The following is a 25,640-nucleotide window of genomic DNA, read 5'->3' on the forward strand; positions in this document are numbered from 1 at the left end:
GGAAAAGCTGGTTGCCAAGAAGGGAGAAGCGCGGTTGGGCTGCGCCCAGGCCGTACGGGGAACGAACCGAGGCCCTTCCTGTGGCTTGGCAGCCCTTCGAAGAGCGTGCGCCTGCGGCGTTTAGATGGGCTGGAGTTCTTCTGATGCCTTGGCGTCGTAGGCGATCTGTGCGGTGCGGATGTCTTCGATGTGGTCTTCTGCCCACACTCGGATCGCGTCCATCAGCGCGCCCACGTTTTCGCCCAGTGGGGTCAGGCTGTACTCGACCTTCGGGGGCACGCTCGGGTACAGGTCCCGGTTCACCAAGCCTGCGCGTTCCAGGTCCCGCAGGGTTTGGGTGAGCATCTTCTGGGTGATGCCGTCCAGTCTGCGCCTCAGTTCGCCGAACCTCATCGTGCCCGGCCGGAGGGCCCCGATCACCAGGCACACCCACTTGTTGGTCAGCAGGTCCAGGACGGCTCGGGAGGCGCAGTTGCGGAGGAAGGCGTCCGCGCCGCCGTGTGCGCGCAGGTCGGGAACGGTATACATGGGGTACCTATATACCTTTCAGGTGCCTTCTTCACAACGGGTACCAGCCTCGGTGATCCTTTTCGCATGACGAAGATGCGAGCCGTCCTCCAGAACGGCCTGGGTGGCACCGAGGTGCTGGAGCAGGTCCTGACCGACAAGCCGACCGCCGGGCCGGGCAAGATCGTGGTGAAGGTGCACGCCGCCGGGATCAACCCCGTGGACTGGAAGGTCCGTGAGCACGGGTACTGGTTCGCCACGCCCCTGATCCCCGGCTGGGACGTGTCGGGCGTGGTCACCGAGGTCTTCCCCGGCGAGAACCGGTTCCGGGTCGGGGACGAGGTGTTCGGGCTGCCCGGCTTCCCCGACGTCGGCGGCGCGTACGCCGAGTACGTCACCGCGCCCGCCCGGCACTTCGCCCGCAAGCCCGCGCAGCTCGACCACGTCGAGGCCGCCGCGCTGCCGCTGGCCGTCCTGACCGCCTGGCAGGCGCTCACCGAGGCGGCGGACCTGCGGGCCGGGCAGCGGGTGCTGGTGCACGCCGCCGCGGGCGGGGTCGGGCACCTGGCCGTGCAGTTGGCCAAGGCGCTCGGCGCGCACGTCGTCGGCACCGCCAGCGCCGGCAAGCACGACCTCCTGCGCGACCTCGGCGCGGACGAGTTGGTCGACTACCGGACCGAGGACTTCACCACCATCGAGCCCGTGGACGTGGTGCTGGACCTGATCGGCGGCGACGACTACGAGGAACGGTCGATGCGCGTGCTCAAGCGCGGTGGCACCTACATCGCCGTGGCGAACCCGACCGTCGTCGACGAGCTGCGCGTCAAGGCCGAGCCGTTCGGCGTGCGCGTCGAGAGCGTCATGGTCACCGCCGACCACGCCGCGCTGGAGCAGGTCGCCGAGTGGGTCGAGCAGGGCAGGCTGCGGGTCGTGGTGGCCGAGACGTTCCCGCTGGAGGAGGTCGGCAAGGCCCACGCGCTGGGCGAGACCGGGCGGACCACCGGCAAGATCGTCCTGACCGTCTGACCCGCCTACAGGAAGGCGTTGCCGGTGGCGATCTTCGGCCGGCCCAGCGTTCCGTGCTCGCGGACCGCGGCCCGGTCGTAGACCGTCGCGGTGTCCCGGGCGATGCGGGTCCAGTCGAAGTCGGTGGCCAGGCGGGCCTTCGCGGCCTTCGCCCGGCGCACCGCGGCCGGCCGGTCGTCCAGCACCGACCGCACGGCCCGCGCCAGCGCCTCCACGTCACCGGGCGCGAAGGACAGGCCGGTGACCCCGTCCAGCACGACCTCGCCCAGCCCGCCCGCCGTGGACGCCACCAGCGGCGTCCCGGCGGCGGCGGCCTCCAGGGCCACGATGCCGAACGGCTCGTACCGGCTGGGCAGCACGACCGCGTCCGCCGCGGCCAGCACGCCCGCCAGCTCCCGGTCGGACAGGTGGCCGACGAAGTCCACCGCCCGCCGGACCTTGTGCTTGCGGGCCTGCTCCACCAGCCACTGCCCGTGCGTGCCCTCGCCGGCCACGACCAGCCGCGCGCCGCGGTGGGCGCGCCGGATGCGGGGCAGGGCGGCGATCAGGTCCTGGACGCCCTTCTCCCACTCCAGCCGGCCGAAGAACAGCAACAGCGGCGCGCCGTCCGGGCTGTACTTCGCCCGCGCCGCCGCCACGTCGTCGGAGCGCACCCGCCACCGGCGCGGCTCGATGCCGTTGTGCAGCACGGTGACCTGGTCGGCGTCCACCTCGAACAGGTGGGTCACCTCGGTGCGCATCGCCGAGGAGCACGTGATCAGCGAGTCGGCGCGGTTGGCCAGCCACCACTCCACCGAGTGCACCTGCTGGTTGAGCGTCTGCGACAGCCACCCGCTGTGCCGGCCCGCCTCGGTCGCGTGCACGGTCGCCACCAGCGGCGCGCCCGCGGCCTCGGCCAGCGCGATCGCCGGGTGGGTGACGAGCCAGTCGTGGGCGTGCACGACGTCGGGCCGCCAGCCGCGCAGCAACGCCAGGCCGGCGCGGGTCATGGCGTGGCCCATCGCGAGCGTCCAGGCCACCAGGTCGCGCTCGAACACCAGGTGCGCGGGGTCCTCGGCGACCCGGACCAGCCGCACGCCGTCCACGACGGTGTCGGTGGTGGGGTGGGTGACGGCGTCGGTCCCGGTGGGCTGGCGGCACAGCACGACCACGTCGTGGCCCTGCGCGGCGAGCTGCGTGGCCAGCGCGTGGACGTGGCGGCCCAGACCGCCCACGACGACCGGCGGGTACTCCCAGGACAACATCAGCACGCGCATGCCGCATCCTCGCATTTCCTCGAAACCCCCGTGATGGCCGAGGGAGGGCTGACGGGCAGCCCCGGGTGTACGGGGTCCTGTTCCGCACGGTGCTGATCGGCGGGCCTCACGCCAGGTCCCGCGCGTCGAGGTGGCCGAACGGGCCGTCCACCCGGCGCAGTTCGGCGGCCCGCGCGTGGCCCCGGCCGTGGCGCAGGGCGGCGGCCAGTTCGGCGAAGCGGTCCGCGTGGACCTTGGCGCGGTAGCGGGCGTAGTCGGCGGCCGAGTCCTTGGTGACCATGAACGCCCAGTCGCTGGACAGCGCCAGCAGCGCCTCGCGCACCGCCTGGTCGGCGACCGGGTCGCGGGTCGTGCCGCTCAGGTCGAGGTCCAGGAGTTCGCGCTGCACGCGGGCGTTCAGGTCCACGATGTCGGACACCTGCGGGCCGTTCCAGACGTGCCAGTCCTTGCCCGCGCCCCACGAGGACGGCGGGATCTCGACCGGCGCGCCCACGTGCCCGGCCTCCACCGCGCCGCGCAGCGTGGTCACCCGCACGCCCGCCTCGGGCAGCGCCCGCAGCACCGCCTCCAGCCACCGCGGGCCTTCGTGCCACCAGTGCCCGTACAGCTCGGTGTCGTACGCGGCGACCACCAGCGACGGCTTCCCGTGCCGCTCCTCCAGCTCCCGCAACCGGTTGACCACGTGCGCCACGAAGTCCGCGGCGTGCCGGCGCACGGCCTCCGCGGCGGCGTCCGGGTCGTAGGGCTTCTTGTCCTCGGGCGCGACGTTCTTGCCGGTCACCCGGGACGGCTTGAGCCCGCTGGGGTGGTCGTAGGTGTGGAAGTCCCGGTAGGCCGGGTCGCCGGGGTAGCCGACCTTGGGCGACCACACCCGGTAGGACACCTCCAGGTCGCGCCCGAACGCCAGCACGTCCGAGCCGCCCACCGGGCGGGCCGCGGCGGTGTCGCCGTGCAGGGACGGGCCGTCCACCAGGAACCGCCGCACGCCCGCCGCCGCGTACCCGTCCTCCAGGCCCGGCGCGTAGGCGCACTCCGGGGCCCAGATGCCCTCCGGCGCCGAACCGATCCGGTGCCGGGTGTCGGCCAGGCCGGTGCGCAGCGAGAACGCCCGCAGCCCGGGGTCGAGCAGCGGCTGGAACGGGTGCGCCGCCGGACCGCCGAGCAGCTCGACCACCCGGCTGTCCACAAGGGAGCGCAGCAGCGGCGAGAAGCCGTGCCGCCACTTGGTCTCGAACGTCTCCAGCGCCCACTTCGAGTCGCGGTGCTCGCGCGCGGCCAGGTCGGGCAGGCGCGGGGCGGCGCTGTGCGCGCGCAGCTGCCAGTTGCCCAGCCAGTCGTGGACGCCGCGCAGGCAGTACGGGTCGTCGAGCTGCGCGGCCAGGACCGGCGTGACGCCCAGGGTCAGCACGTCCTCGCGGCCCTCGGCGGCGAAGCGCTCCAGCAGGTCCACCACCGGCAGGTACGAGTGCGCCCACGCCTGGTACAGCCACTCCTCGCCGACCGGCCACGCGCCGTGGTGCGCGAGCCAGGGCAGGTGGCTGTGCAGGACCAGGCAGAACGTGCCCTCGGCGGTCATCGGCGCACCGCCACAGCCACGAGGTCCAGGCTCGCGTCCAGGTCGTCGGTGGTGATCTCGAAGTCCTCGCTGCGCACGTCGGCCACGGCCGCGAGCAGGTCGGCGGGCCACTCGCCGCCCTCGACCACGACGGCGACCTGCGCGTCGATGATCGACCCGCCGAACCGGGCGTCCAACTCGCGCAGCCGGGGCCCGTGCCGCAGCCCGGCCAGCAGTTCCAGCTCCAGGCCCGCGCCGGTGACCAGCTCGGCCAGCTCGGCGGGGTCCAGCTCGCGGGTGTGGAACGGGTTGAGCGGGGTGTCGCGGCCGGGGGAGAAGGTGATCCGGTTCGGCGTGGTGACGATGAGCCGCCCGCCGGGGCGCAGCACGCGGGCGCATTCGGCCAGGAAGCCCTCCTGGTCCCACAGGTGCTCGATGACCTGGAGGTTCGCCACGACGTCCACGCTCGCGTCGCGCAGCGGCAGCGACGCCAGGTTGCCGCGCAGCACGGACAGCTCCGGGTACGCGCGCGCCGCGTGCTCGGCGGTGAGCTGGTCGTAGTCCAGCGCGACCACCCGCGCGGCGTGCGCGGCGATCAGCGCGGCCCCGTAGCCCTCGCCGCAGCCGGCTTCCAGCACCACCGCGCCCGCGCAGTGGTGCACAAGATCGAGATAAGCGGCCTCGTGGCGCCGGAACCAGTAGTTCTCCTCGGCGATCCCGGGCACGGTGCGCTCACCGGTGAGGGGCAGCGGCTCGACGGTCACCGGGTCAGCGTAGTCGCCGGTTACTCGCGGGTAGCCATCGGCTGGCCGGATCGTGTGTCACTATTTCGTGTGAACCGCCGCGTGTCGATTACCGGGTGCGGTGTCGTGCGCGCATTGTCAAAAAGTTGCGGCTCAAACGCAAAATGACACTATCGGGTGACCGAACCCCGCGTTCTGTTGATCTTTCGATGGAATAAACGCGCTGCGTGGTGGCCTCGAAGCGCTTCGCTCAAGGGGTCTGACCGGCCCTGTAACGTGCTGGTTCGACACTCTTACGCTGGGTATCCTCTGGCGAATCTTCGAAGCGAGTGGGGCGGCCATGAGTGCGAAAGAGCCGGAGATTGTTCCGCTTCATGCGGATTTCGACGTCGTGTACCGCGGTTTCCACCGCCGTCAGGTGATCGAGCAGCTCGAACACCTGGAAGAGCAGCTGCGCTACACCAGCATGGACCGCGAGGAAGCCCTGGCGCAGGCGGCGGACCTGCGCAAGCTGCTGGAGATCACCCGCCGCGACCTCGACGAGGCGCGGGCGCGCGTGGAACGGCTGGAGATGTCGCCGAACACCACCACCGGCGCGGCCGAGCGGCTGCACCGGATGCTGGTGCTGGCCGAGGACGAGGCGTCCGAGCTGCGGCTGCGCGCCGAGCGCGAGGTCGAGTCGCTGCGCGCCCGCACCGACGTGGAGCTGGCAGAACAGCGCCGGGCCGCCGAGGAGGAGGTCGCCGCGCTGCGCGCCGAGGCGGAGGCCCACGCCCGCGAGCTGCGCGAGGCCGCCGCCCGCCGCGCCGCCGAGCTGGACCAGCGCGAGGTGGACGTCGAGCGCCGCCGGGTGGAGACCGAGCACCACCTCCAGGAGCGGATCGCCGAGGTCGAGGCCGAGTGCGCCGCCGCGGTCGCCCAGGCCCAGGAGGACGCGGACCGCCTGCTGCGCGAGACCGCCGAGCAGTGCAACCAGCTCGAAGCCGAGTCCGAGGCGCGGCGCGCGAAGGCGCAGAACTACTTCGAGCTGCAGATGACCCGCCGCCGCAACGAGGCCGCCCTGCACTTCACCGAGCAGGAGGAGCTGGCCAAGGCGCGGGCCGAGTTCGTGATCAAGATGGCCTGCCGGGAGGCGCAGCGCCGCATCGCCGAGGTCCAGGAGCGCACCGAGGAGCTGCAGGACCTGCGCCGCACGGTCGCCGCCCAGCTCAACGCCGCCCGCGCGGCCCTGGCCGCCGCCGCCGACCGGGTGCCCTCGCTGATCCCCGAACAGGACCGCGTCGAGCAGGTGGTCTCCGACGAAGAGCGGATGGGCGCCTGATGGCCCGTCGCCCCGTCCTGCCCCTCGCGGTCGCCGCGGTCGTCGTCCCGGCGGCCGTGACGGCGTTCGGGTTCACCGTCTACGGCGAGGAGATCACCGGCGCGCTGCCGTTCTCCTCCTCGCCCGCGCCGCCGAGCCACCTGGTGAAGCCGCCCACGAGGCTGCCCGTCCCGACCCGCCCGACGACCGAACCCGCCGAGGTGGTGGCCCCGCCGCCGTCGCCCGAGTCGGTCCGGCAGAACGTGGCGAGCCTGTTCTCCAGCAACGGGGTCAAGGGCATCACGTTCGCGCCCGGCACGACCGACCACGTGGGGCGTGGCGAGGCGGTGCAGACCGGGGTGGGCAACCTGCTGGGCGGCGTGCCCGGCGCGGTGGTGACGCTGGTGGCGCACGCGTGGAACGGCGAGACCCTCTCGCACCGCTGCGACGTGCTGGCCATGCGGCGGGCGGCGCTGGTGCGGGACTTCCTGGTCGCGCGCGGGGTGCCGGCGGAGGCGATCAGCACCCGCGTCGTGGTGGACCCGGTGTGGGGACCGCCGTCGGATGGTGGTCCGCAAGTCGACGTGCTCGTCGGGTAGGAGCGTTATGTCAGGCGCGGTCGCGTTCGTGTTCGGGTTGTGCGCCTTGTCCTTCGCGGCGGGCTGCGTGCTGACGGCGTACATGCTCAGACGCGAGCCGGAGCCGGAAGCCCCGCCCGCGGTCGCGCCGGAGCCGCCGCCGGTCGAGCTGAAGCTGGACGTCGTGTGGCCGCCGGAGGACTACGCGACCAAGCCGATCCACCGCAACCCGGTGCTGGGGCTGCCGGTGATGGAACGACCGGCCGAGCCCGCCCGCCCGGCGCTGAGCCTGGTGCCCGACCTCCAACCGGTGGTCGAAGAGTCCGAACCGCGCCCGCTGGAGGCCGTGCCGGAGCCGGCGGACGACCCGGAGCCGGCCGCCGAGCCCGCGGACGAGCCGGCCGCCGGGGTCGAGGCCGAGCCCGTGCCGGAGCCCGTCGTGCCGGAGCCCATCGTGGTGGCGGTTCCCGCGCAGCCGGAACCGGTCGTGGTCGAGCTGCCGGAGCGGGAGCCCGTGGCGGAAGCGCCCGCGCGGCCGGAACCGGTCGTGGTCGAGCCGCCGGGGCCCGAGGCCGTCGCGGAAGGGCCCGCGCGGCCCGAGCCCGTCGTGCCCGCCCAGCCGGTCCAGCTGCCCGACCCGACCGAGTTCCGGCAGCGCTACCTGCGCAGCTTCGAACAAGCCCGCAGGCGCACCAGCCGCTAGCGGCCGGGCCGCCTGGTGCGGAACTTGCGGAACAGCTCCTGCGCCTTGGCCTTGTTGCGCGGGTCCCGGGCCGCGTGCTTGAGCTGCTCGGTGATCTGCCGTCCCCGGGGACTGCGGGCGAACGCACTGAGTTTCCTGAACAGCGATGCCATGACCATCACCTTCCCTGTTCAGGCAACGGGCAAACGCCGCGCGGGTTCCTAGACCGGCGAAACGGTCACGCCCACGGCCCCCGGACCCACGTGCGCCCCTATGGCGGAGCTGACCTGGGTCACCAGGAACCGCCGCAGGTTGGGCAGCTTCGTCCGCAACTGCTCCAGCACCGACTCCGCCCGCTCCCGCGCGTCGAAGTGCTCCACGGCGATGTCCACCGGCGCGTCACCCGCCCGCCCGACGGCGAGGTCCACCAGCTTGCGCACCGCCCGCTCCGCGCCGAGGACCTTGTCCAGCGGCGCGATCCGCCCGTCCACCATGGTCAGCAGCGGCTTCATGGACAGCGCCGACCCGAGCAGGGCCGCCGCCGCGCCGATCCGGCCGCCGCGCCGCAGGTACTCCAGGGTGTCCACGTAGATCAGCTCGGTGCTGCGGTGGAAGCTGTGCTGCGCCGCCGAGAGCACGCGCTGCACGTCACCGCCGGCCGTCGCCGCGGTGGCCGCCGCGACCACCGCGTACCCCAGCGACATCCCGCACGTCCGGGTGTCCACGACGTGCACCGGCACCGCCACCTGCCCGGCCGCCTGCCGCGCCATCTCCACGGTCTGCGACAGCCCGGTGGACACGTGCAGCGACACGATGGCCTCCACCCCGGAGGCCGCCGCGTCGGCGTAGGCCCAGAAGAACGCGCCCGGGTCGGGCGGGGAGGTGGCGACCTCGACCGCGTCGCGCATGGCGTCGACGAGCCGGGGCACGGGCACGCGCGCCTCGTCGTCCACCTGGTCCCCGATCCGGACCTGGATCTGCGCGACGGTGATGCCGAGCTTCTCGGTCAACTGCGGCGGCAGGCACGCGGTGGAGTCGGTGACGATCGCTACCCGTCGATACATGTCTGCCGACCCTAGCCCAGTAGGGGGAGGGGCTGTAACGCCGCCACCAGGTCGTACGATGCCAACCGATCGGGCTCAAACGCCTTGTGTCCATCGTCACGCGCGACACGTGCTTGCTGTCGTTTGCACCCCTGCTACTGGTGGGTAACATACGGGTGGCCGACACCACCATGCCAACGCGGCGAGGACATGGCAGGGTCACCACATCTGGTAACACCCGGATCGCGCGCGAAACCGCGTCGCCTGATCCGTCGCCGCCCCGTCCGCAGGAGGTCGAAGAGGACCCATGAACATTGTCGTCCTGGTCAAGCAGGTGCCCGACACCTGGTCCGAGCGCAAGCTCACCGACGCCGACCACACCCTCGACCGCGAGTCCGCGGACGCCGTGCTCGACGAGATCAACGAGCGCGCGGTGGAAGAAGCGCTGCTGCTCCAGGAGGCGCACGGCGGCGAGGTGACCGTCGTGGCGATGGGTCCCGACCGGGCCACCGACGCGATCCGCAAGGCGCTGTCGATGGGCGCGGACAAGGCCGTCCACGTCTCCGACGAGGCCCTGCACGGCTCCGACGTGCTGACCACCGCCAAGGTGCTGGCCAAGGCCATCGGCACCGTCGAGGGCTTCGACCTGGTCATCGCGGGCAACGAGGCCACCGACGGCCGCGCGGGCGCCGTGCCCGCCATCCTGGCCGAGCTGCTGGGCCTGCCGCAGGTCACCCAGGTCCGCAAGCTGACCGTCGAGGGCGGCACCGTCAAGGCCGAGCGCGAGACCGACGAGGGCGTGGCGCACCTGGAGGCGAGCCTGCCCGCCGTGGTCTCCGTGACCGAGAAGATCAACGAGCCGCGGTACCCGTCGTTCAAGGGCATCATGGCGGCCAAGAAGAAGCCCGTGACCACGCTGACCGTGAGCGACCTCGGGCTGGACGCGGGCGAGGTCGGTCTGTCCGCCGCGTGGTCCAAGGTGCTGGAGGCGGCCCCGAAGCCGCCGCGCAGCGCCGGTCAGCGCGTCGAGGACTCGGGTGACGGCGGTCAGAAGATCGCCGAGTACCTGGTCGGCCAGAAGCTCATCTGAAGGCGAGGAGGGAACAAATGTCTGAGGTCCTGGTCCTCGTCGACCACGTCGACGGCGAGGTCAAGAAGGTCACCTTTGAGCTTCTATCCGCCGCGCGCCGTCTCGGCGAGCCGTCCGCGGTGGTGGTCGGATCGCCCGGCACCGCGGGCAAGGTGAGGGAGTCCCTGGCGCGCTACGGCGCGGCCAAGGTCTACGCGGTCGAGTCCGAGGACGCCGCCACCTTCCTGGTCACCCCGAAGGTGGACGCCCTGGCGTCGCTCGCGGGCAGCAAGTCCCCGGCGGCCGTGCTGGTCTCCGCCACGCTGGAGGGCAAGGAGGTCGCGGGTCGCCTGGCCGTGCGCCTGGGCTCCGGCCTGCTCTACGACGTGGTGGACCTGGACGGCGAGGGCGTCGGCACGCAGTCCGTCTTCGGTGGCGCGTACGTCGTCAAGTCGCAGGTCACCAACGGCACGCCGGTCATCGCCGTGCGCCCCGGCGGCGTGGAGGCCGAGGAGGCCCCCGGTGACGCCGTCGAGGAGGCCGTGGAGCTGCCCGCCACCGACGCGGCCAAGGCCACCCGCGTGACCGGCCGCGAGGCCGTCGTGGGCGGCGACCGCCCGGAGCTGACCGAGGCGTCGGTCGTCGTCTCCGGTGGTCGTGGCGTCGGCTCGGCGGAGAGCTTCGCCGTGGTCGAGAAGCTGGCGGACAGCCTGGGCGCGGCCGTCGGCGCGTCCCGCGCCGCGGTGGACTCCGGCTACTACCCGCACCAGTTCCAGGTGGGTCAGACCGGCAAGACCGTGTCGCCGCAGCTCTACATCGCGCTGGGCATCTCGGGCGCGATCCAGCACCGCGCCGGCATGCAGACGTCCAAGACGATCGTCGCGGTGAACAAGGACCCGGAGGCACCGATCTTCGAGATCGCCGACTTCGGCGTCGTGGGCGACCTGTTCAACGTCGCGCCGCAGCTGACCGACGAGGTCGACAAGCGCAAGGGCTGATCACCAGCGCTTTCACCGAGGGCCGTCCCCGATCACGGGGGCGGCCCTCGGCCGTTGAGCGGCACACCAGGGCTTAACCGACCTGCCACTGATGCGTCATCGGAACGACCTGCTGTCGGTCGCCATCCGGTCGGTACCAAAGACCCATGACGCAGCCGCAACTGCTTGTCAGCACCGGTGAGACCACCGGGCCGCGCTACTCCCTGCTCGTCGCGCGCGAGGGCGCGGAGGTGGTGGCCGCGCAGAAACTGCGGCACCAGGTCTTCGCGGGTGAGATGGGGGCCACCCTGCGCTCGCCGGTCGAGGGCCACGACGTCGACGCGTTCGACGAGCACTGCGACCACCTCGTGGTGCGCGACGACCGGACCGGCGAGATCGTCGGCACCTACCGGATGCTCCCGCCGGAGCGGGCCGCCGACGCGGGCCGGCTGTACTCCGACACGGAGTTCGACCTGACCAACCTGGCCCCGCTGCGGCCGAGCGTCGTGGAGACCGGCCGGTCGTGCGTGCACCCCGACCACCGCAACGGCGCCGTCGTGTCCCTGGTGTGGGCGGGCATCGCCCGGTACATGCTGCTGTCCGGCCACTCGTGGCTGGTGGGCTGCGCCTCCGTGCCGCTGCAGGACGGCGGTTCCCACGCGGCGGGCGTGTGGGACACCGTGCACGCCAAGCACTACGCGCCCGAGGAGTACCGGGTGACCCCGTTGCGCCCCTGGGACGTGGACGCGGTGGAGCGCCCGGCCCGCGCCGTGCTGCCGCCGCTGCTGAAGGGGTACCTGCGCCTGGGGGCGTGGGTGTGCGGGCGGCCGGCGTTGGACACGGACTTCGGCGTGGCGGACCTGTTCGTGCTGCTGGGGATGGAGCACGTGGACCAGCGGTACCTGAAGTTCTTCCTGGGGGAGACGGCGTGAGCGCCCACCCGTGGATGCCCGTGTCGCCGTGCGGTGACGGGTGCGTGGACCACTCGTCGGCGCGGGTCGGCGCCGTGCGCATGGTGCTGCGGGTGGTCGCCGCGCTGGTGGTGCTGTTGAGCGGGGTCCTGGTGGTGCCGGCCGTGCTGGTGGCGCGGGGACGCGCGCGTGGCGTGTTGCTGCGCTCGTGGTTCCGGGTGCTGCTGCGGTCGTTCGGCGCGCGGCTGCGGGTGGTGGGCGCTCCGGAGTTCCAGGCGACTCCCGGGCGTGGGGTGCTCGTGGTGAGCAACCACGTGTCCTGGATGGACGAACTGGCGATCGACGCCGTCCAACCGATCCGCATGGTGGCGAAGCGGGACATCCGCTCGTGGCCGGTGCTGGGGTGGCTGATCACGGCGGCGCGGACGGTGTACCTCGACCGGGAGCGGTTGTCGCTGCTGCCGGGGACGGTGGCCGAGCTGGCGACGGCCCTGCGGTCGGGCGCGGCGGTGGGGATCCACGCCGAGGGGACGACGTGGTGCGGCCTGGCGTCGGGCCGGTACCGCCCGGCGCTGTTCCAGGCGGCGCTGGACGCCGGTGTGCCGGTGCGGCCGGTGGTGCTGCGGTACGTGCAGGAGGGGCGGACGGCGACCGGGGCGGCGTTCGTCGGGTCGGACACGCTGGTGGACTCGCTGCGCCGGGTGCTGCGGTTGCGCGGGTTGGTCGTCGAGGTGCACGTGCTGGACGAGGTCGCGCCGGGGCGTGCGGCCGGGCGGCGGGCGCTGGCGGAGTTGGTGCAGCAGGAGTCCGAGCGGGCTTTGTACGGGAATGTGCTGGTGCCGGCGCAGCGGGTCCACGCGGCGCTGGAGGCCCGGCGCGAGGCCGTCTGAGACCACGGCGGGGGTGCGGTCGCCTACGCACCCCCGCCTTGGCCCCTTCCGCCGGGTCCCGCCACCACGCTCAGCCGGCCCCTCGCCCCTCGGCTGACCCTCCGCAGCCCGCGCCCCGCGCGCTAGACCGCCGCGCCGCCTGGCCGCGCCCGCCTGCCTGGCCGCGCCCGCCTGCCTGGCCGCGCCCGCCTGCCTGGCCGCGCCCTCTCCCCGCCGCACGCCGTCCCGCGCCTTCGTCGCCGGCCGGCCGGCCCGCCACCAGCCCCGGGCGTGTGCGGACAGGGCGGCCGGTACGGGCGTGCCAGATTTGCGTCATAAAGCCTTGACCTCGACCCAGCTGGAGGTTGAACCATTGACCGGTGACCTCGACTGAGCAGCGCGAATCGCCCAAAGGCGACCTCTGGACCGCCGACCGGCGCGGTCCGACGATCGGCATCATCCTCCTCGTCACCCTGCTGGCGTTCGAGAACATGGGCGTCAGCACCGCGATGCCGCGCATGGTCGCCGAACTGGACGGCAACGAGCTCTACGCCTGGCCGTTCCTGTCCTTCCTCGCCGCGAGCGTCATTGCCACCGTGCTCTCCGGCCGCCTGAGCGACCTGCGCGGCCCGCGGCCCAGCCTGCTCGTCGGACCCGCGTTGTTCCTGGTCGGGCTGGTCGTCGCGGGCACCGCCCAGGAGATGGGGCAGCTGATCCTCGGCCGCGTCCTGCAGGGGCTGGGCGGCGGCGCGCAGGTCGTCGCCGTCTACGTGCTCATCGCGCTGGTCTATCCCGAACGCGCCCGCCCCGCGGTGTTCGGGCTGCTCGCCGGCGCGTGGGTGGTGCCCTCGCTGGTCGGGCCCGCGCTGTCCGGGTGGCTCACCGAGACGCTGTCCTGGCGGTGGGTGTTCCTCGGGCTCGCGCCGTTCGTGCTGCTCGGCGTCCTGCTGCTGGTGCCGGTCCTGCGGAACCTGCCGCCGCACACGCCCGACCAGGGCACCCGCAAGGGGCTGCCGCTGGCGGCCGTCGCGGCGGGGGTCGGGGTCGTCGGGCTGAGCTGGGCCGCGCAGCACCCGAGCGGGGTCAACCTGCTGATCGGCGTCGCCGGCCTGGCCGTCCTCGTCCCCGCGCTGCGGATCCTGCTGCCCAAGGGCACCCTCCGGGCCAAGGCCGGGCTGCCCGCGACGATCCTGTCCCGCGGCCTGCTCGCCGGCTCGTTCTTCGCGGCGGAGGCGTTCATCCCGCTCACCCTCTCCTCGGTCCACGGCTACTCGGCGATCTGGTCGGGCATCCCGCTCACGCTCAGCGCCCTCGGCTGGTCGTCGGCCGCCTGGTGGCAGGGGCGCAACCCGCACATCCCGCGCGAGAAGCTGGTCCGCTGGGGGTTCGTGCTCAACGCCACGGGCATCGCCGGAGTGACGCTCATCGCACCTTCGTGGGGTCCCGCCTGGGTGACGCCCATCCTCTGGGCGGTCGCCGGCGCGGGCATGGGGATCGCGATGTCGAGCCTGAGCGTGCTCACGCTGGGCGCGTCCACCGACGTAGACCGGGGTTTCAACTCGTCGGCGCTGCAGATCAGCGACATGCTCGGCTCGGCGCTGCTGGTCGGCCTGGGCGGGGTGCTGGTCTCCACGTTCGCCTCGACCGCCGCCCCGACCGCCGCCGTCGTGCCGTTCGACCTGCTGATGGCCGCGATCGCGCTGCTCGGTGCCGTTCTCACGCGCAGGCTGGGCCGGGCTACCCTGGAAGACTGATGGCCTACTTCGACCATGCCGCCACGACGCCCATGCTCCCCGAGGCGATCGAGGCGATGACCAAGGCGTTGTCCACCACGGGCAACGCCTCGTCGCTGCACACGTCCGGGCGCAAGGCGCGGCGCGCGGTCGAGGAGGCCCGGGAGGACATCGCCGACGCGCTCGGCACCCGCCCGTCCGAGGTGATCTTCACCAGCGGCGGCACGGAGAGCGACAACCTCGCCGTCAAGGGCGTCTACTGGGCGCGCCGCACGGACCGCCGCCGGCGCGTCGTGGCCTCCAGCGTCGAGCACCACGCCGTGCTGGACACCGTGCAGTGGCTGGCCGACCACGAGGGCGCCGAGGTCACCTGGCTGGAGCCCGACCGGCACGGCCGCGTCCACCCCGACGCCCTGGCCGAGGCGCTGGGCGACGACGTGGCGCTGGCCACCGTGATGTGGGCGAACAACGAGGTCGGCACCATCAACCCGGTGCGCGAGCTGGCCGCGCTGGCCGCCGAGGCCGGGGTCCCGTTCCACACCGACGCCGTCCAGGCCGTCGGCGCGGTGCCGGTGGACTTCACGGAGTCCGGCGCGAGCGCGCTCACCCTCACCGGGCACAAGCTCGGCGGCCCCTACGGTGTGGGCGTGCTGCTGCTGGGCCGGGACGTGACGACCACGCCGGTGCTGCACGGCGGCGGCCAGGAGCGGGACGTGCGCTCGGGCACCCTGGACGTGCCGGCGATCGTCGGCCTGGCCGCGGCGGTGCGGCACGCGGTGACCGAGCAGCTCGCGGCGGCCGGGGAATTGGCCGCGCTGCGCGACGAGCTGGTGGCGTCGGTGCGGCGGGCCGTGCCGGACGTGGTGCTCAACGGCGATCCCGTGCACCGGCTGCCCGGCAACGCGCACCTGACGTTCCCCGGCTGCGAGGGCGACAGCCTGCTGATGCTGCTGGACGCCAAGGGCATCGAGTGCTCGACCGGCTCCGCGTGCACGGCGGGCGTCGCCCAGCCCAGCCACGTGCTGCTGGCGATGGGCGTGGACCCGGTGCCGGCCCGCGGGTCGCTGCGGTTCTCGCTCGGCCACACCTCGACGCCGGCCGAGGTCCGCGAGCTGGCCGAGGCGATCGGACCGGTGGTGGAACGCGCCCGCACGGCGGGCATCGCGGGGATGAAGCGGACGAAGGCGGGGGTGTGACCGGGATGCGGGTGCTGGCGGCGATGAGCGGCGGCGTGGACTCCGCCGTGGCCGCGGCGCGGGCCGTGGCGGCGGGGCACGACGTGACGGGGGTCCACCTGGCCCTGTCGGCCAAGCCCGGCACCCTGCGCACCGGCGCGCGGGGCTGCTGCACGATCGAGGACGCGCGCGACGCCCGCCGGGCCGCGGACGTGCTGGGCATCCCGTTCTACGTCTGGGACTTCGCCGAGCGCTTCACCGAGGACGTGGTCGAGGACTTCGTCGCCGAGTACGCGGCGGGCAGGACGCCCAACCCGTGCCTGCGCTGCAACGAGCGCATCAAGTTCGAGGCGTTGCTGGACAAGGCGATCGGCCTGGGCTTCGACGCCGTCTGCACCGGCCACTACGCCCGCCTGTCCACTGTGGACGGAAGGCTGGAACTGCGCCGCTCGGCCGACGACGGCAAGGACCAGTCCTACGTCCTGTCGTCGCTGACCAACGAGCAGCTGGCCCACGCCATGTTCCCGCTGGGCGACTCCACCAAGGCGGACGTCCGGGCGGAGGCGGCGGAACGCGGCCTCCAGGTCGCCGAGAAGCCGGACAGCCACGACATCTGCTTCATCCCGGACGGCGACACGCGCGGCTTCCTGACCCGGAAGCTGGGCGAGCAGCCGGGCCTGCTGGTGGACGACGAGACCGGCGCCGTGCTGGGCCGGCACGTGGGCGTCCACGAGTTCACCGTCGGCCAGCGCAAGGGCCTGGGCATCGACGCGCCGGCCCCGGACGGCCGTCCCCGGTACGTGCTGTCGCTGGAGCCGGTGACCGGCACCGTGCGGGTCGGTTCGGCGGAGAAGCTGGCGGTGACGGAGATCGTGGCCCGGCGCCCGGTGACCCGGATCCCGTTCGACGGGCCGGTGGAGTGCGTAGCCCAGGTCCGGGCGCACGGCGGACTGGCCCCGGCGGTGGCCGAGGTGGTGGACGGCGAACTGCGGGTCCACCTCCGGGAACCGTTGAGCGGGGTGGCCCCGGGCCAGGCGGTGGCGGTGTACCGCCCCGACGAGGCGGCCGGCGACCTGGTCCTGGCCAGCGCCACGATCGACGCCACCCACTAGCCCTTCGCGCGCAGCGCGTGCTTGACTTTTGGGGCGCGCAGCGCCCCCCGCTTTTGGCTTTTCCGTCCTCCCCGTACGGCCTGCCCGAAGGGCTACCGCATTTTCCCGGGGTTGGGCCAAAAAGTTTTGCGAGGAACGAGCAAAAGTTTTTCGACCAACCCCGGGAAAATGTGGTTGGCTCCGCCAGGCCGTACGGGGAGGACGGAAAAGCCCCGCTTTTTGCTTTTCTCCCCGGGGGCCTGCCCGCCGGCGAGGCTCTTTTCGCTTTTCGCGAGCTTCAAGCAGCGCGCTCCGCGCTCTCAAGACAAACGCGCAAAGCGCTCTCAAGATCAAAAGCGGCGCTCGCCGCGCGGCAGGCCCCCGGGGGTGGAAGGGCGTCGGTTCGTCCCCCGCACGACCTGCCGGAGGCAACCACCCTTTGGCCTTCTCCGCAACCGAAAAGCGTGGTTGCAGAGAAGACCAAAGCGCGGTTGGGCTGCGCCCAGGCCGTACGGGGAACGAACCGAGGCCCTTCCTTGGCTTGGCAGCCCTTCAAAAGCAGTGCGCCTGCGGCGCGTCGTGTGCGCTAGCGGTCAGGAAAGGGTGAAGGCCAGTACAGCGGTGGCGGTGAAGTCGATGGCCGGTTCCGAGCTGGGCCACGACGTCAGCTCGTCCACGAACCTCGAAGCCGGCGAGTCGAATTCCTTCGTGTAGGGCTTGGCGCACGGGATCGCGCCCGCCGGCATCTCGCCCAGGCCGTCGAACAGCGCGGCCGCGTTCGGGCCGTTGATCACGCCGCCCGCGAGCACGCGTTTGCCGCCGTTCGGGTCGCCGGACAGGTTCGCCGCCTGGTGGTGCGGGCATTCCGGGAACTTCGTGCCCACGCCGATGACCAGTGTCGTGCCCCAGGCGTTCGCGCCCAGCGCGAAGTTGCGCTGCTGCACGCCGAAGGCGTCGAAGGACCGGTCGCCGGTGAGCGTGCGGTACAGGCGAGCGGTGGCGGTGTGGCCGAAGCTCCTCGTGGCCACGTCGAACTCCGTCACGCTCGCCGCCGTGCGGAACGGGCTGGTCGCCGCGCTGTCCACACCGGACTGGAGCTGGCGGCGCAGGTCGCCCACCACCTGGGCCTCGGTCACCTCGGCGTCCGGGATCCCGGCCCGCAGGAGCTTGGCCAGGTCGTAGTGCGCCAACGCGCTGGTGTTGTAGACGTTCAGCGTGTCCGCGTCGCCACTGGCCAGGTGGACAGCCGCCCAGTGCGTGGCCTGTCGCGCCCATTGACCGGTGCGGGGGTCGCGCAGGGCCTTGCCCGCCACCGCCAGCTGGGTCGCGCCGAACTCCAGGTCGTCGGCCCACGAGTCCTCGGGGTAGTAGGCGTGCGGGAACGCCGTGACCAGTTCGCCCACGTCCGTGGTCTTCGCCCGCGCGAAGAGGCTCGCCGCCTGGTCCAGGTACCACCGGGCCTTCGCCGGGTCGCGTTCCACCTGGGCGGCCAGGGCGAAGGACGCCGTGACGCGGCCGACCAGGTTCGGGCTGATCCCCTCGCCCGGCTTGTTCGCGCGGAACACGGGCCGGTTCTTGATGAAGTACTTCTCGTCGCCCGGCTTCACGTCGAGCTTGTCGTCGTCCTCCGGGAGCCGCCAGACGTCGTGGTCGCCCAGGAAGCCGTGCGCCTCGCTGCCCGTCCCGATGCCGACCTGCGCGTAGAGGACGCCCTGGTCCGCGTCCCAGACCTTGTCCAGCCAGCGCAGGCCGAACTCGGCCTCGGCGCGCAGCGCGTCCTTCGGCTCCGCTCGGTGCGCGAACAGCATGGACGCGGTCGAGTACGCGGTGGCGTGGGTGAACTTCACGAAGTCGCCGGCGTCGAACCAGCCGCCCTCGACGTCCACGGTGTGGCCCAACGGCTTCAGCGGCTCGGCCAGCTCGTCGCCGCCGTCGCCCCGGAACACGGGCGTGTCGTAGACGGTCGCGGCGCGGTCGGTGAGGTGGGCGGGCTTGCGGTCGAGCCGGCCCGGGATGACGTCGCGGCCGTCGCGTTGGGCCTGGAAGAACTCGACCGTCCGGTCGGTGACGGAGGAGAACAGGTCACCGCCGACCTTGAACGGCGGCGAGGTCGTGCCGGCCGCTTTGATCCGGTACGTCCCGGCCTTGGTCACCGCCGTGAAGTCGAGCGGGTGGACGGCCCGGTAAGCCGGGCTCCACCCGCCCCTCGACGCGCCGATCCGGCCGGTCAGCACCGTCCGCCCGCGCGAATCCACCACCGAGAACCTGCCGTCCACGGGCGTCTTGGCCAGCAGGTACGCCTGCTTGCTCTCCGACGTCCCGTAGCCGACCTGGTCCAGCCGCACGTGCCCGCTCGGGGCGGCGGTCGCCGGCAGGGCCGTCGAGACCGAACCGACGAGGGCGAGCGCCAGCGCCCACCGTGGGAACCGCATGGAACCTCCGCTCCAGGCCGGCGGCGGTGGCCTTAGTAAAGAACCTTCCCTAATTGAGGGGGAGAGTAGCCGCCGGCCGGGCCGGTTACCAGCCCTCGGGCGGTTCCACGAACGCCTTGCCCAGGTCGCGGGTCACCGCCAGCGCCCGGCGGGCCCAGGACGCGGTCGCCCCGGCCAGGCCGCACGTCGGCGTCGGCACGGCGTGGGTGGCCAGGATCGAGCGCGGGAAACCGAGGCGGTCCACCAGGTCGAGCGCCGGCTTGGCCGCCTCGCGCAACTTCAGCGGACGGCCCGGGTCGGTGCTCGGCACGACGCCGAGGAACAGGGCCGTGCGCTCCTCCCACGCCTCGCCGACCTCGTCCCACAGCCCCTCGTCCAGCGCGGTCACGTCGAACGCGATCGCCTTCGCGCCGGCCTCGCGCAGCAGGGTCAACGGGGGGCGCGGCGCGCAGCAGTGCACGACCACGTCCGCCCCGACGCCCTCGATCACGGTCTGCAGCACCGCCCGCGCGTCGGGCTCGGGGACGGGGGCCACCGTGCCCAGCTTGGACGGGGTCGGCAGCAGGCCGCGCAGCACGGCGGGCAGCGTCGGCTCGTCCAGCTGCACGACGACCTTCGCGCCGGTCCGCTTGCCCACCTCGGCGACGTGCCGGGCCAGGCCCTCGGTCAGCGACTCGGCGAACTCGCGCAGCGCGCCCTTGTCGGTCAGCACGCGGTGGCCGCGCATCAGCTCGATGCCCGCCGTCAGCGTCCACGGTCCCGCCGCCTGCACCTTGACCACCGACGGGGTCAGGCCGTCCGCCGCCTCCTCGAACGCGTCGAGGTCGCGGCGCAGCAGGTCCACCGCGCGGCGGTGGTCCTTGCCGACGTGCGACGCGGTCCGGTAGCCGGAGGTCACCACCTCGATCGGCAGGTCGACCAGGAGCGCGGCGGTGCGGCCGATGATGTCCGCCCCGACGCCGCGCGCGGGCAGTTCGGGCAGGTGGGGAAGGGTGGGCAGTTCGCCGAGCACGACCCGCGCGGCTTCCAGCGGGTCCGTCCCGGGCAGGGAGCCGATGCCGGTTGCGCTGCCTTCGGACCAGGGTGCGTGTTCCACGCGCACAGTCTCCCATCCGGGGTTTCGACCCGTTCCGGACAGAAAAGGTCTAGACCCATTGACGAGGTGGTCCAGTCCACCTACCGTCACTGTGTCGGTGCTGAGAGTTGCGACGGCACCGCACACGACGTGGTGTGGGGGCGTGCCGCGCCCCGCGCTCCCGCACCACTTCCACCCCGTCCCCCTGCCACGGGAGCACGCTCGATGTCGAACAAGCGCACTTCCTTCGCCGCGCTCGCGGCGGGCGTCGCGGCGGCCGTCACCGCCGGTCTGCTGCTGGCCGCCCCCGCGGGCGCCGCGCCGACGCCCACGGCCAAGTTCACCCAGGACTCCGCGTGGAGTTCCGGCTACCAGGGCAAGTACACGATCACCGCGGGCAGTTCCGCGCTGACCGGCTGGAAGCTGGAGTTCGACCTGCCGGCGGGCAGCACGCCCGGTTCCTACTGGGACGCGACCCTCGCGAGCAGCGGCAACCACCACACGTTCACCAACCGCGAGTACAACGGCAACCTCGCGGCGGGGGCGTCCACGTCGTTCGGCTTCCTGGTCAACGGCACCGGCCTGCCACTCAACTGCAAGCTCAACGGCCAACCCTGCGCCGGCAGCACGACCACCACGACGACCACGACCACCACGACGACCACGTCGACGACCACGACGACCACCACCACGTCAACGAGCACCACCACGACGACCACCACCACTCCGCCGCCGGGAAGCATCAAGTCGGCCCCGTACGTCGACATCACGATGCCCACCCCGTCCCTGGAGTCGGTGGCGCGCGCGACCGGGCAGAAGGTCTTCACGCTGGCCTTCGCGCTGGCCGACAGCTCGGGCTGCAACCCGTCGTGGGGCGGCACGATCCCGTTGAACGACAGCCGGATCATCAACGACGTGCGCGCGTTGAAGGCGCTCGGCGGTGACGTGATCGTGGCGACCGGCGGCGCGGCCGGCCCGTACCTGGAGTACACCTGCTCGACGGCGGACGCCCTGCTCGCCGCGTACAAGAAGGTGCTCGACGCGGTCGGCAGCAACCACCTGGACGTGGACGTCGAGGCGTCCATCCCGCACGACATGGTGAACACCGCCCTCAAGCGCCTCCAGACCGAGCGCGGCACGCACATCAGCTACACCATGCGCGTCCAGGGCGACGACTACGGCATGGACCCGTACTCGGTGCAGATCCTGCAGAACGCCGCCGCCAAGGGCCTGACCGTGCTGGTGAACCCGATGACGATGGAGTTCGGCACGTCCAAGCCGGACTGGGGCGACGCGGTGATCGCGGCGGCGGAGAGCAGCCTGCGGCAGATGAAGCAGATCTGGCCCGGCAAGTCCGACGCGGAGCTCAAGCGGCTGCTCGGCGTGACCCCGATGATCGGCCGCAACTTCAACGGCAAGGTCTTCACCCAGGACCACGCCCGCAAGCTGGTCAACTGGGCGAACGCCAACAAGATCGGCTTGCTCGGCTTCTGGTCGGTGGGCCGCGACAACGGGTCCTGCCCCGGCGGCGGCATCTCGCCGACGTGCAGCAGCATCCCGCAGTCGCAGTACGAGTTCACCACCCTGTTCAAGGGGTTCACCGCGTAGCGACCCCCGCGGGCCGGCGGTGGTGGCGACCCTGCGGCGCCACCACCGTCAGCCGGTCGTCGGCCCACCGCGCGGCCGATCCCCGGGGGGTCCGTCAGTGCAGCGGCGTGAAGTGGATGCGGAAGGCGTCGCCGGCACGGTCGTTGTCGGGGCGAGCCAGCCAGTACTCGCCGGCCCGGACGACGCCGCCCGCGTACGAGTCGGCGTCCGCGACGCCGACCACGCGGGTCGGTGGGGCCTGGGCGCCCACCAGCAGCTCGACGTTCGCGTGCCAACCGGTGGTGAAGTACACGGCCACGTACCCCGTCACCTCGGCGCGGTAGACGACGCCCAGTCGGCCGTCGAACCGCTCGCCCGCCACCCGCAGCGGCTCGTTGCGGGCCTCCAGCGCCGCCAGGGCGCTCTCCGCGCCGCGCGTGAGGGCCTCCAGCCGGGCCGTGTCGGCCAACAGCGGCCGGGCGCGCTCCAGGTCGGCCGACAGCGCCGCGACCCGGTGCTCCAGCTCCGCGACCCGCGCGGTGAGCGCCTCGACCTGCTTGCGTGCGCCGAACATCGGACCCCCTTGTCCTAAGGTGCACAGGATGAACGGACCCGCGGAGATGCTCGCCAACGACGCCGCGTCCACCGCGCTGGGGATCAGACCCCTGGCGCTGGCGGACGGTTCCGCGACGCTCGCCATGACCGTCACCGACCGCATGATCAACGGTCACGGCATCGCCCACGGGGGGTACGTCTTCCTGCTGGCCGACACGGCTTTCGCCTGCGCCTGCAACCGCCCCGGTTCGGTGACGGTCGCGGCGCAGGCGGAGATCGACTTCCTGTCGCCGGTGCGGCTGGGTGACGAGCTGGTCGCCACCGCCGTCGAGCGGGTCCGGCGCGGGCGCGGCGGCATCTACGACATCACCGTGCGTCGCGGGGACGAGGTGGTCGCGGAGTTCCGCGGCCGGAGCCGGACCCTGCGCGACTAGGCCGCCGAGCGGCGCAGGCCGATCACCTGCAGGGTGATGAACCCGAGCACCGCCACCGCCTGGGCGACGACGAGGAGGACGCCGAGCCCGGTCACCGGGTACCACCCGGCGAAAGCGGTCAGGAAGCTGTCCACCACCCACACGAAATTGCCGACCACCACCACGCCGACCAGTGCCCGGACGGGGCGCATCCCCAGCACGAAAACACCCACGCCGTAAGCGACGAGGAATGCGCCGAGCCCGAGCACGAGACCGCGCGGCAGGCCCAGGGGGAGGTCGAACAGCAGGGCCATCAGGCCCAGCCCGCCCGAGGCGACGCCGTCGAGCTTGAGAGCGAAGCGGAGGAAACCGTCGTTGCGAACCTGAGTCGTCGTCATGGCCCTGAAGTTAGGGCCGCGAGCACTGCCGGCACGACGTCAAACGCTGCCAACGGCTGCCAGTTCTCAGCCCGCGACCTGGGCGGACAGGTCGGCGGCCACCAACTTGGCCCCCGCGTTCTGCCAGTTGTGGAGGGTCCGCTCGGGGACCTGGTTGACGAACCACGCGAGCGCCTTGCGGGCGTCCGGGTCGAGGTCTTCACGTTTCGTGCGGCGTGAATACGGCCGGATGCCCACCACGTAGTAGAAGTACAACGCGTTGTAATGCCGCCATTCGTCGCTGGTGCCGAAGTCGCCGTCCTTCGGCTTGAGCCGCTGGATGCTCTCCAACAACAACGCTTTCAATTCCGCAGCGCGTTCCAGTGGTTGGTCGGGCGCGCCCCGGGCGGCCAGTCGCGCGGAGACCACCGGCAGTTCCGTCAACGGGCTCGCGACCAACTTCCCGAGATCGCCGTAACTGCTCAGCGCCCGCCGGGTGAGCTTCACGAAATCGGCGTCGTCGGCCAGCGGCGCGCGGCGCGGCAGCGCGTCGGCGGCCTCGCGCAGCTCGGCCCGCTCCTCGGCGACCTCGGGCACGGCGACCCGGTCCACGACCGCCGCGAGCGGGTTGGCCAGCACCTGCAGCGCTACCGCCGCCGCGACCGTCCCGAACAGCAGGGGCGTGAGCCGGTCGTCGAGGAACAGCGCGACCTGCCCGCCGAACACCGCCGCCATGCCCGCCGACACCAGCAGCGACCGCACCATGTCCGCGCGGATCGCCTCACCCTCGTCGAACGCGTCCCGCACCGCCACGAGCACGCCGAACAGCATGAGGTCCAGGCCGATCGCGCCGACCAGCCACACCGTCGGCACGAACTCCAGCAGCACCGACCCGGACCCGAGCAGGAACATCAGCGACGCCGCGCCCACCAGCGTCCGGTGTTCGCGCAGGTAGAGGACGAGCGCGGCGGCGAGCGGCGCCAGCACGACCGGCGGGAAGAACCACGCCGCCACCACCAGCGGCGCCGCGGACAGCCGCCACCACCGGTCGTAGCGCTCCGGCAGCCAGCACGCGATCGCCCCGGTCCACGCGAGCGCCGGCAGCGCCAGGACGACCGGCGGCACGGGCAGCGCGAGCGCCGCCGCGTAGGCGAGCAGACCGGCCGCGGTCCGCCGCAACAACGGCTTGCGCGGGTCGCGGGCCAGCAGGTACAGGCCCAGCCACCAGGCCAGGCCGAACGCGACGACGGACACCCCGATCACCCGGCGATCCTACGGTTGCGTCGGCTGGGACCATGAGGCTCATGCCGGTGGAGCTGACGTTGCTCAAGGCCGCCGAGGAGTTGCAACGCGGTGATCTGGCCAGCGTGCTGCGCGCCCGCCAGCGCCTCGTGGGCCTGGTGGCCACCTACCCGGACCGGCTGGACCTGCGGGAGCGGCTGGCGGCGGTGTACCGGGTGCTCGGCGACCCGGCGCAGGCGGGCCGGTGGAGCTACCTGTCCGAGGTGCGCGACGAGGCGGAGGTCGCGGCGTTCGAGCGGGCCTACCGCACGCCGCGGGCGCGGCTGGCCGCGCTGAACTGGGTCAGCGGCGAGCACACCACCGAGACCGCGCGGGTCCGGCTGGCGGCGTTGCGCGCCGCGGTGTCCGAGCAGCTGCGGGCCGAGCTGGCGGTGACCGACGACCGGGACTCGTCGTGGGTGGCCAACGTGCTGGTCCTGCTCGGGCTCGTGGTGGTGCTGTTGTGCTTCGTGATCGGCGCGGTGACCGTGGTGGTGTGGGTCTACCGGTGGTTCGGCGGCTGAGGGGCGCATCCTGGTGACATGGACGTCACCGCCGCAGCCGACCGCATCCGCCCCCACGTCCGCCGCACCCCGTTGTGGCGCGTGTCCGTCGACGGCCGCCCGCTCGTGCTCAAGCTCGAACACCTCCAGCTCACCGGCTCGTTCAAGCTGCGCGGGGCGGTGAACACGCTGCTGCTCGCGGACGTGCCGGACCGGGTCGTCACGGCGTCGGGGGGCAACCACGGCCTGGGCGTGGCGATGGCGGCGAAGCTGCTGGGCACGCAGGCGACGGTGTACGTGCCGGTGAGCGCGCCGGAGGGCAAGGTGCGGCGGATCGAGGCGGCCGGGGCGAAGCTCATCCGGGCGGGGGAGACCTACGCGGAGGCGGTGGTCGCGGCGCGGTCGGCGTCCGGGTTCTACGTGGAGGCCTACAACGACCCGGCCGTGATCGCCGGTCAGGGCACGGTGGCGCTGGAGGTCGTGGAGGAGGCGCCGGACGTGGACGTCATCGCCGTGGCCGCCGGCGGTGGCGGGTTGGCCGCCGGGACGGCGCTGGCCGGGCGGCACGTGGTGACGTGCGAGCCGGCGGGGTGCTGCTGCGTGCACAACGCGCTGGAGGCCGGTGAGCCCGTGGACTCACCGGTGGACTCCGTCGCCGCGTCGGCCCTGGGCGCGACGCGGGTGGGTGACGTGCCGTTCGCGGTCCTGCGGTCGTCGTCGGTGTCCTCGGTGCTGGTGGGCGAGGAGGAGCTGCTGTCCGCCCGCGACCGGCTGTGGGAGGAGTTCCGCCTGGCCGTCGAACCCGCGGCGGCGGTGCCCTTCGCGGCCTGGCTGCACGGCCGCGTGCCGGGCACCGCCTGCGTGGTGCTGTGCGGGGCGAACACCGACTGGACGCCGTGAGC

At 72.8% G+C, this 25,640-nt stretch carries 26 protein-coding genes; 15 read left to right on the forward strand and 11 right to left on the reverse strand.

The window, feature by feature from the left end; genetic code table 11:
- Positions 1 to 120 precede the first annotated feature (120 nt).
- Positions 121 to 528: a helix-turn-helix domain-containing protein gene (locus AB0A74_RS33240; protein ID WP_358255773.1), complete on the reverse strand. Its 408-nt coding sequence runs from the start codon at positions 526 to 528 to the stop codon at positions 121 to 123.
- 66 nt (positions 529 to 594) lie between these two features.
- On the opposite strand from AB0A74_RS33240, the gene AB0A74_RS33245 reads away from it, so the two are divergent.
- Entirely contained in the window at positions 595 to 1,533 is a 939-nt protein-coding gene (locus AB0A74_RS33245; protein WP_358255775.1) for an NADP-dependent oxidoreductase, read from the forward strand.
- Between the two features lie 5 nt (positions 1,534 to 1,538).
- On the opposite strand, the gene AB0A74_RS33250 is transcribed toward AB0A74_RS33245, so the two are convergent.
- From AB0A74_RS33250 to AB0A74_RS33260, 3 genes are all read right to left on the reverse strand, one after another.
- Entirely contained in the window at positions 1,539 to 2,789 is a 1,251-nt protein-coding gene (locus tag AB0A74_RS33250) for a glycosyltransferase family 4 protein (protein ID WP_358255777.1), read from the reverse strand.
- Positions 2,790 to 2,895: 106 nt separating this feature from the next.
- The gene (locus AB0A74_RS33255; RefSeq protein WP_358255779.1) at positions 2,896 to 4,365 is read right to left on the reverse strand and encodes a glycoside hydrolase family 57 protein; all 1,470 of its coding nucleotides are present in this window, start codon (positions 4,363 to 4,365) and stop codon (positions 2,896 to 2,898) included.
- Positions 4,362 to 5,108, reverse strand: coding sequence for a class I SAM-dependent methyltransferase (locus tag AB0A74_RS33260; RefSeq protein WP_358255781.1), 747 nt, complete (start codon positions 5,106 to 5,108; stop codon positions 4,362 to 4,364). Before AB0A74_RS33260 ends, AB0A74_RS33255 begins: the two co-directional genes overlap by 4 nt.
- A gap of 397 nt (positions 5,109 to 5,505) precedes the next feature.
- On the opposite strand from AB0A74_RS33260, the gene AB0A74_RS33265 reads away from it, so the two are divergent.
- The 3 genes from AB0A74_RS33265 to AB0A74_RS33275 are packed head-to-tail and all read left to right on the forward strand — an operon-like array spanning position 5,506 to position 7,668.
- Entirely contained in the window at positions 5,506 to 6,408 is a 903-nt protein-coding gene (locus tag AB0A74_RS33265; protein ID WP_358255782.1) for a hypothetical protein, read from the forward strand.
- On the forward strand, positions 6,408 to 6,986 hold the full coding sequence (locus tag AB0A74_RS33270) for a hypothetical protein (RefSeq protein WP_358255784.1): 579 nt from the start codon (positions 6,408 to 6,410) through the stop codon (positions 6,984 to 6,986). The genes AB0A74_RS33265 and AB0A74_RS33270 overlap by 1 nt, the downstream gene beginning before the upstream one ends.
- Before the next feature lie 7 nt (positions 6,987 to 6,993).
- Positions 6,994 to 7,668 carry a hypothetical protein gene (locus AB0A74_RS33275; protein WP_358255786.1) on the forward strand — a complete coding sequence of 225 codons (675 nt, stop codon included), beginning with the start codon at positions 6,994 to 6,996 and terminating at the stop codon, positions 7,666 to 7,668.
- Here the strand turns inward: AB0A74_RS33275 and AB0A74_RS33280 are convergent.
- On the reverse strand, positions 7,665 to 7,820 hold the full coding sequence (locus AB0A74_RS33280; RefSeq protein ID WP_358255788.1) for a hypothetical protein: 156 nt from the start codon (positions 7,818 to 7,820) through the stop codon (positions 7,665 to 7,667). The two genes, AB0A74_RS33275 and AB0A74_RS33280, sit on opposite strands and share 4 nt — an antisense overlap.
- A gap of 48 nt (positions 7,821 to 7,868) precedes the next feature.
- A complete protein-coding gene (locus AB0A74_RS33285; RefSeq protein WP_358255790.1) occupies positions 7,869 to 8,711 on the reverse strand; it encodes a DegV family protein in 843 nt (280 codons plus the stop codon).
- 286 nt (positions 8,712 to 8,997) lie between these two features.
- Between AB0A74_RS33285 and AB0A74_RS33290 the strand changes: the two genes are divergently transcribed.
- The 7 genes from AB0A74_RS33290 to mnmA all read left to right on the forward strand — a co-directional run bounded on the left by AB0A74_RS33290 (position 8,998) and on the right by mnmA (position 16,536).
- Positions 8,998 to 9,780 carry an electron transfer flavoprotein subunit beta/FixA family protein gene (locus AB0A74_RS33290; RefSeq protein ID WP_358255791.1) on the forward strand — a complete coding sequence of 261 codons (783 nt, stop codon included), beginning with the start codon at positions 8,998 to 9,000 and terminating at the stop codon, positions 9,778 to 9,780.
- 17 nt (positions 9,781 to 9,797) lie between these two features.
- A complete protein-coding gene (locus AB0A74_RS33295; protein WP_358255793.1) occupies positions 9,798 to 10,757 on the forward strand; it encodes an electron transfer flavoprotein subunit alpha/FixB family protein in 960 nt (319 codons plus the stop codon).
- A gap of 146 nt (positions 10,758 to 10,903) precedes the next feature.
- Positions 10,904 to 11,668: a GNAT family N-acyltransferase gene (locus tag AB0A74_RS33300; RefSeq protein WP_358255795.1), complete on the forward strand. Its 765-nt coding sequence runs from the start codon at positions 10,904 to 10,906 to the stop codon at positions 11,666 to 11,668.
- Positions 11,665 to 12,537, forward strand: a complete 873-nt coding sequence (locus AB0A74_RS33305) for a lysophospholipid acyltransferase family protein (protein WP_358255797.1) — start codon at positions 11,665 to 11,667, stop codon at positions 12,535 to 12,537. The genes AB0A74_RS33300 and AB0A74_RS33305 overlap by 4 nt, the downstream gene beginning before the upstream one ends.
- Positions 12,538 to 12,896: 359 nt before the next feature.
- Positions 12,897 to 14,270, forward strand: a complete 1,374-nt coding sequence (locus tag AB0A74_RS33310) for an MFS transporter (protein ID WP_358255799.1) — start codon at positions 12,897 to 12,899, stop codon at positions 14,268 to 14,270.
- Positions 14,270 to 15,445, forward strand: coding sequence for a cysteine desulfurase family protein (locus AB0A74_RS33315; RefSeq protein WP_358255801.1), 1,176 nt, complete (start codon positions 14,270 to 14,272; stop codon positions 15,443 to 15,445). Before AB0A74_RS33310 ends, AB0A74_RS33315 begins: the two co-directional genes overlap by 1 nt.
- A gap of 5 nt (positions 15,446 to 15,450) precedes the next feature.
- Complete coding sequence (gene mnmA / locus AB0A74_RS33320) at positions 15,451 to 16,536, forward strand: tRNA 2-thiouridine(34) synthase MnmA (RefSeq protein ID WP_358255837.1); 1,086 nt, start codon at positions 15,451 to 15,453, stop codon at positions 16,534 to 16,536.
- A 572-nt stretch (positions 16,537 to 17,108) separates the two neighbouring features.
- Here mnmA and AB0A74_RS33325 read toward each other — a convergent pair.
- Complete coding sequence (locus AB0A74_RS33325; RefSeq protein WP_358255803.1) at positions 17,109 to 18,947, reverse strand: glycoside hydrolase family 9 protein; 1,839 nt, start codon at positions 18,945 to 18,947, stop codon at positions 17,109 to 17,111.
- An 85-nt stretch (positions 18,948 to 19,032) separates the two neighbouring features.
- The gene (locus AB0A74_RS33330) at positions 19,033 to 20,043 is read right to left on the reverse strand and encodes a methionine synthase (RefSeq protein ID WP_358255805.1); all 1,011 of its coding nucleotides are present in this window, start codon (positions 20,041 to 20,043) and stop codon (positions 19,033 to 19,035) included.
- A 204-nt stretch (positions 20,044 to 20,247) separates the two neighbouring features.
- Between AB0A74_RS33330 and AB0A74_RS33335 the strand changes: the two genes are divergently transcribed.
- A complete protein-coding gene (locus AB0A74_RS33335) occupies positions 20,248 to 21,630 on the forward strand; it encodes a cellulose binding domain-containing protein (protein ID WP_358255806.1) in 1,383 nt (460 codons plus the stop codon).
- A gap of 94 nt (positions 21,631 to 21,724) precedes the next feature.
- On the opposite strand, the gene AB0A74_RS33340 is transcribed toward AB0A74_RS33335, so the two are convergent.
- Positions 21,725 to 22,183: a hypothetical protein gene (locus AB0A74_RS33340; protein WP_358255808.1), complete on the reverse strand. Its 459-nt coding sequence runs from the start codon at positions 22,181 to 22,183 to the stop codon at positions 21,725 to 21,727.
- 28 nt (positions 22,184 to 22,211) lie between these two features.
- Here AB0A74_RS33340 and paaI point away from each other — a divergent pair, with 28 nt between their 5' ends.
- Entirely contained in the window at positions 22,212 to 22,598 is a 387-nt protein-coding gene (gene paaI, locus AB0A74_RS33345) for a hydroxyphenylacetyl-CoA thioesterase PaaI (protein ID WP_358255809.1), read from the forward strand.
- On the opposite strand, the gene AB0A74_RS33350 is transcribed toward paaI, so the two are convergent.
- Both AB0A74_RS33350 and AB0A74_RS33355 read right to left on the reverse strand, forming a co-directional pair.
- On the reverse strand, positions 22,595 to 22,975 hold the full coding sequence (locus AB0A74_RS33350) for a hypothetical protein (protein WP_358255811.1): 381 nt from the start codon (positions 22,973 to 22,975) through the stop codon (positions 22,595 to 22,597). The two genes, paaI and AB0A74_RS33350, sit on opposite strands and share 4 nt — an antisense overlap.
- Before the next feature lie 66 nt (positions 22,976 to 23,041).
- Complete coding sequence (locus AB0A74_RS33355) at positions 23,042 to 24,217, reverse strand: hypothetical protein (protein WP_358255812.1); 1,176 nt, start codon at positions 24,215 to 24,217, stop codon at positions 23,042 to 23,044.
- Positions 24,218 to 24,258: 41 nt separating this feature from the next.
- Between AB0A74_RS33355 and AB0A74_RS33360 the strand changes: the two genes are divergently transcribed.
- Together AB0A74_RS33360 and AB0A74_RS33365 are read left to right on the forward strand one after the other, a co-directional pair.
- Positions 24,259 to 24,759 carry a DUF6584 family protein gene (locus tag AB0A74_RS33360; RefSeq protein ID WP_358255814.1) on the forward strand — a complete coding sequence of 167 codons (501 nt, stop codon included), beginning with the start codon at positions 24,259 to 24,261 and terminating at the stop codon, positions 24,757 to 24,759.
- Positions 24,760 to 24,777: 18 nt separating this feature from the next.
- The gene (locus AB0A74_RS33365) at positions 24,778 to 25,638 is read left to right on the forward strand and encodes a serine/threonine dehydratase (protein ID WP_358255816.1); all 861 of its coding nucleotides are present in this window, start codon (positions 24,778 to 24,780) and stop codon (positions 25,636 to 25,638) included.
- The last annotated feature ends 2 nt before the right edge of the window (positions 25,639 to 25,640 follow it).

The sequence above is a fragment of the Saccharothrix sp. NPDC042600 genome, assembly GCF_040647305.1.
Taxonomy (GTDB): Bacteria; Actinomycetota; Actinomycetes; order Mycobacteriales; family Pseudonocardiaceae; genus Actinosynnema; species Actinosynnema mutabilis.

Coding starts and splice junctions, on each gene's coding strand:
- AB0A74_RS33360 (WP_358255814.1), top strand. CDS start 24,259: ATGCCGGTGGAGCTGACGTTGCTCAAGGCCGCCGAGGAGTTGCAACGC.
- AB0A74_RS33365 (WP_358255816.1), top strand. CDS start 24,778: ATGGACGTCACCGCCGCAGCCGACCGCATCCGCCCCCACGTCCGCCGC.
- AB0A74_RS33240 (WP_358255773.1), bottom strand. CDS start 528: ATGTATACCGTTCCCGACCTGCGCGCACACGGCGGCGCGGACGCCTTC.
- mnmA (WP_358255837.1), top strand. CDS start 15,451: ATGCGGGTGCTGGCGGCGATGAGCGGCGGCGTGGACTCCGCCGTGGCC.
- AB0A74_RS33335 (WP_358255806.1), top strand. CDS start 20,248: ATGTCGAACAAGCGCACTTCCTTCGCCGCGCTCGCGGCGGGCGTCGCG.
- AB0A74_RS33300 (WP_358255795.1), top strand. CDS start 10,904: ATGACGCAGCCGCAACTGCTTGTCAGCACCGGTGAGACCACCGGGCCG.
- AB0A74_RS33270 (WP_358255784.1), top strand. CDS start 6,408: ATGGCCCGTCGCCCCGTCCTGCCCCTCGCGGTCGCCGCGGTCGTCGTC.
- AB0A74_RS33340 (WP_358255808.1), bottom strand. CDS start 22,183: ATGTTCGGCGCACGCAAGCAGGTCGAGGCGCTCACCGCGCGGGTCGCG.
- AB0A74_RS33245 (WP_358255775.1), top strand. CDS start 595: ATGACGAAGATGCGAGCCGTCCTCCAGAACGGCCTGGGTGGCACCGAG.
- AB0A74_RS33315 (WP_358255801.1), top strand. CDS start 14,270: ATGGCCTACTTCGACCATGCCGCCACGACGCCCATGCTCCCCGAGGCG.
- AB0A74_RS33350 (WP_358255811.1), bottom strand. CDS start 22,975: ATGACGACGACTCAGGTTCGCAACGACGGTTTCCTCCGCTTCGCTCTC.
- AB0A74_RS33280 (WP_358255788.1), bottom strand. CDS start 7,820: ATGGCATCGCTGTTCAGGAAACTCAGTGCGTTCGCCCGCAGTCCCCGG.
- AB0A74_RS33290 (WP_358255791.1), top strand. CDS start 8,998: ATGAACATTGTCGTCCTGGTCAAGCAGGTGCCCGACACCTGGTCCGAG.
- AB0A74_RS33285 (WP_358255790.1), bottom strand. CDS start 8,711: ATGTATCGACGGGTAGCGATCGTCACCGACTCCACCGCGTGCCTGCCG.
- AB0A74_RS33325 (WP_358255803.1), bottom strand. CDS start 18,947: ATGCGGTTCCCACGGTGGGCGCTGGCGCTCGCCCTCGTCGGTTCGGTC.
- AB0A74_RS33295 (WP_358255793.1), top strand. CDS start 9,798: ATGTCTGAGGTCCTGGTCCTCGTCGACCACGTCGACGGCGAGGTCAAG.
- AB0A74_RS33250 (WP_358255777.1), bottom strand. CDS start 2,789: ATGCGCGTGCTGATGTTGTCCTGGGAGTACCCGCCGGTCGTCGTGGGC.
- paaI (WP_358255809.1), top strand. CDS start 22,212: ATGAACGGACCCGCGGAGATGCTCGCCAACGACGCCGCGTCCACCGCG.
- AB0A74_RS33255 (WP_358255779.1), bottom strand. CDS start 4,365: ATGACCGCCGAGGGCACGTTCTGCCTGGTCCTGCACAGCCACCTGCCC.
- AB0A74_RS33275 (WP_358255786.1), top strand. CDS start 6,994: ATGTCAGGCGCGGTCGCGTTCGTGTTCGGGTTGTGCGCCTTGTCCTTC.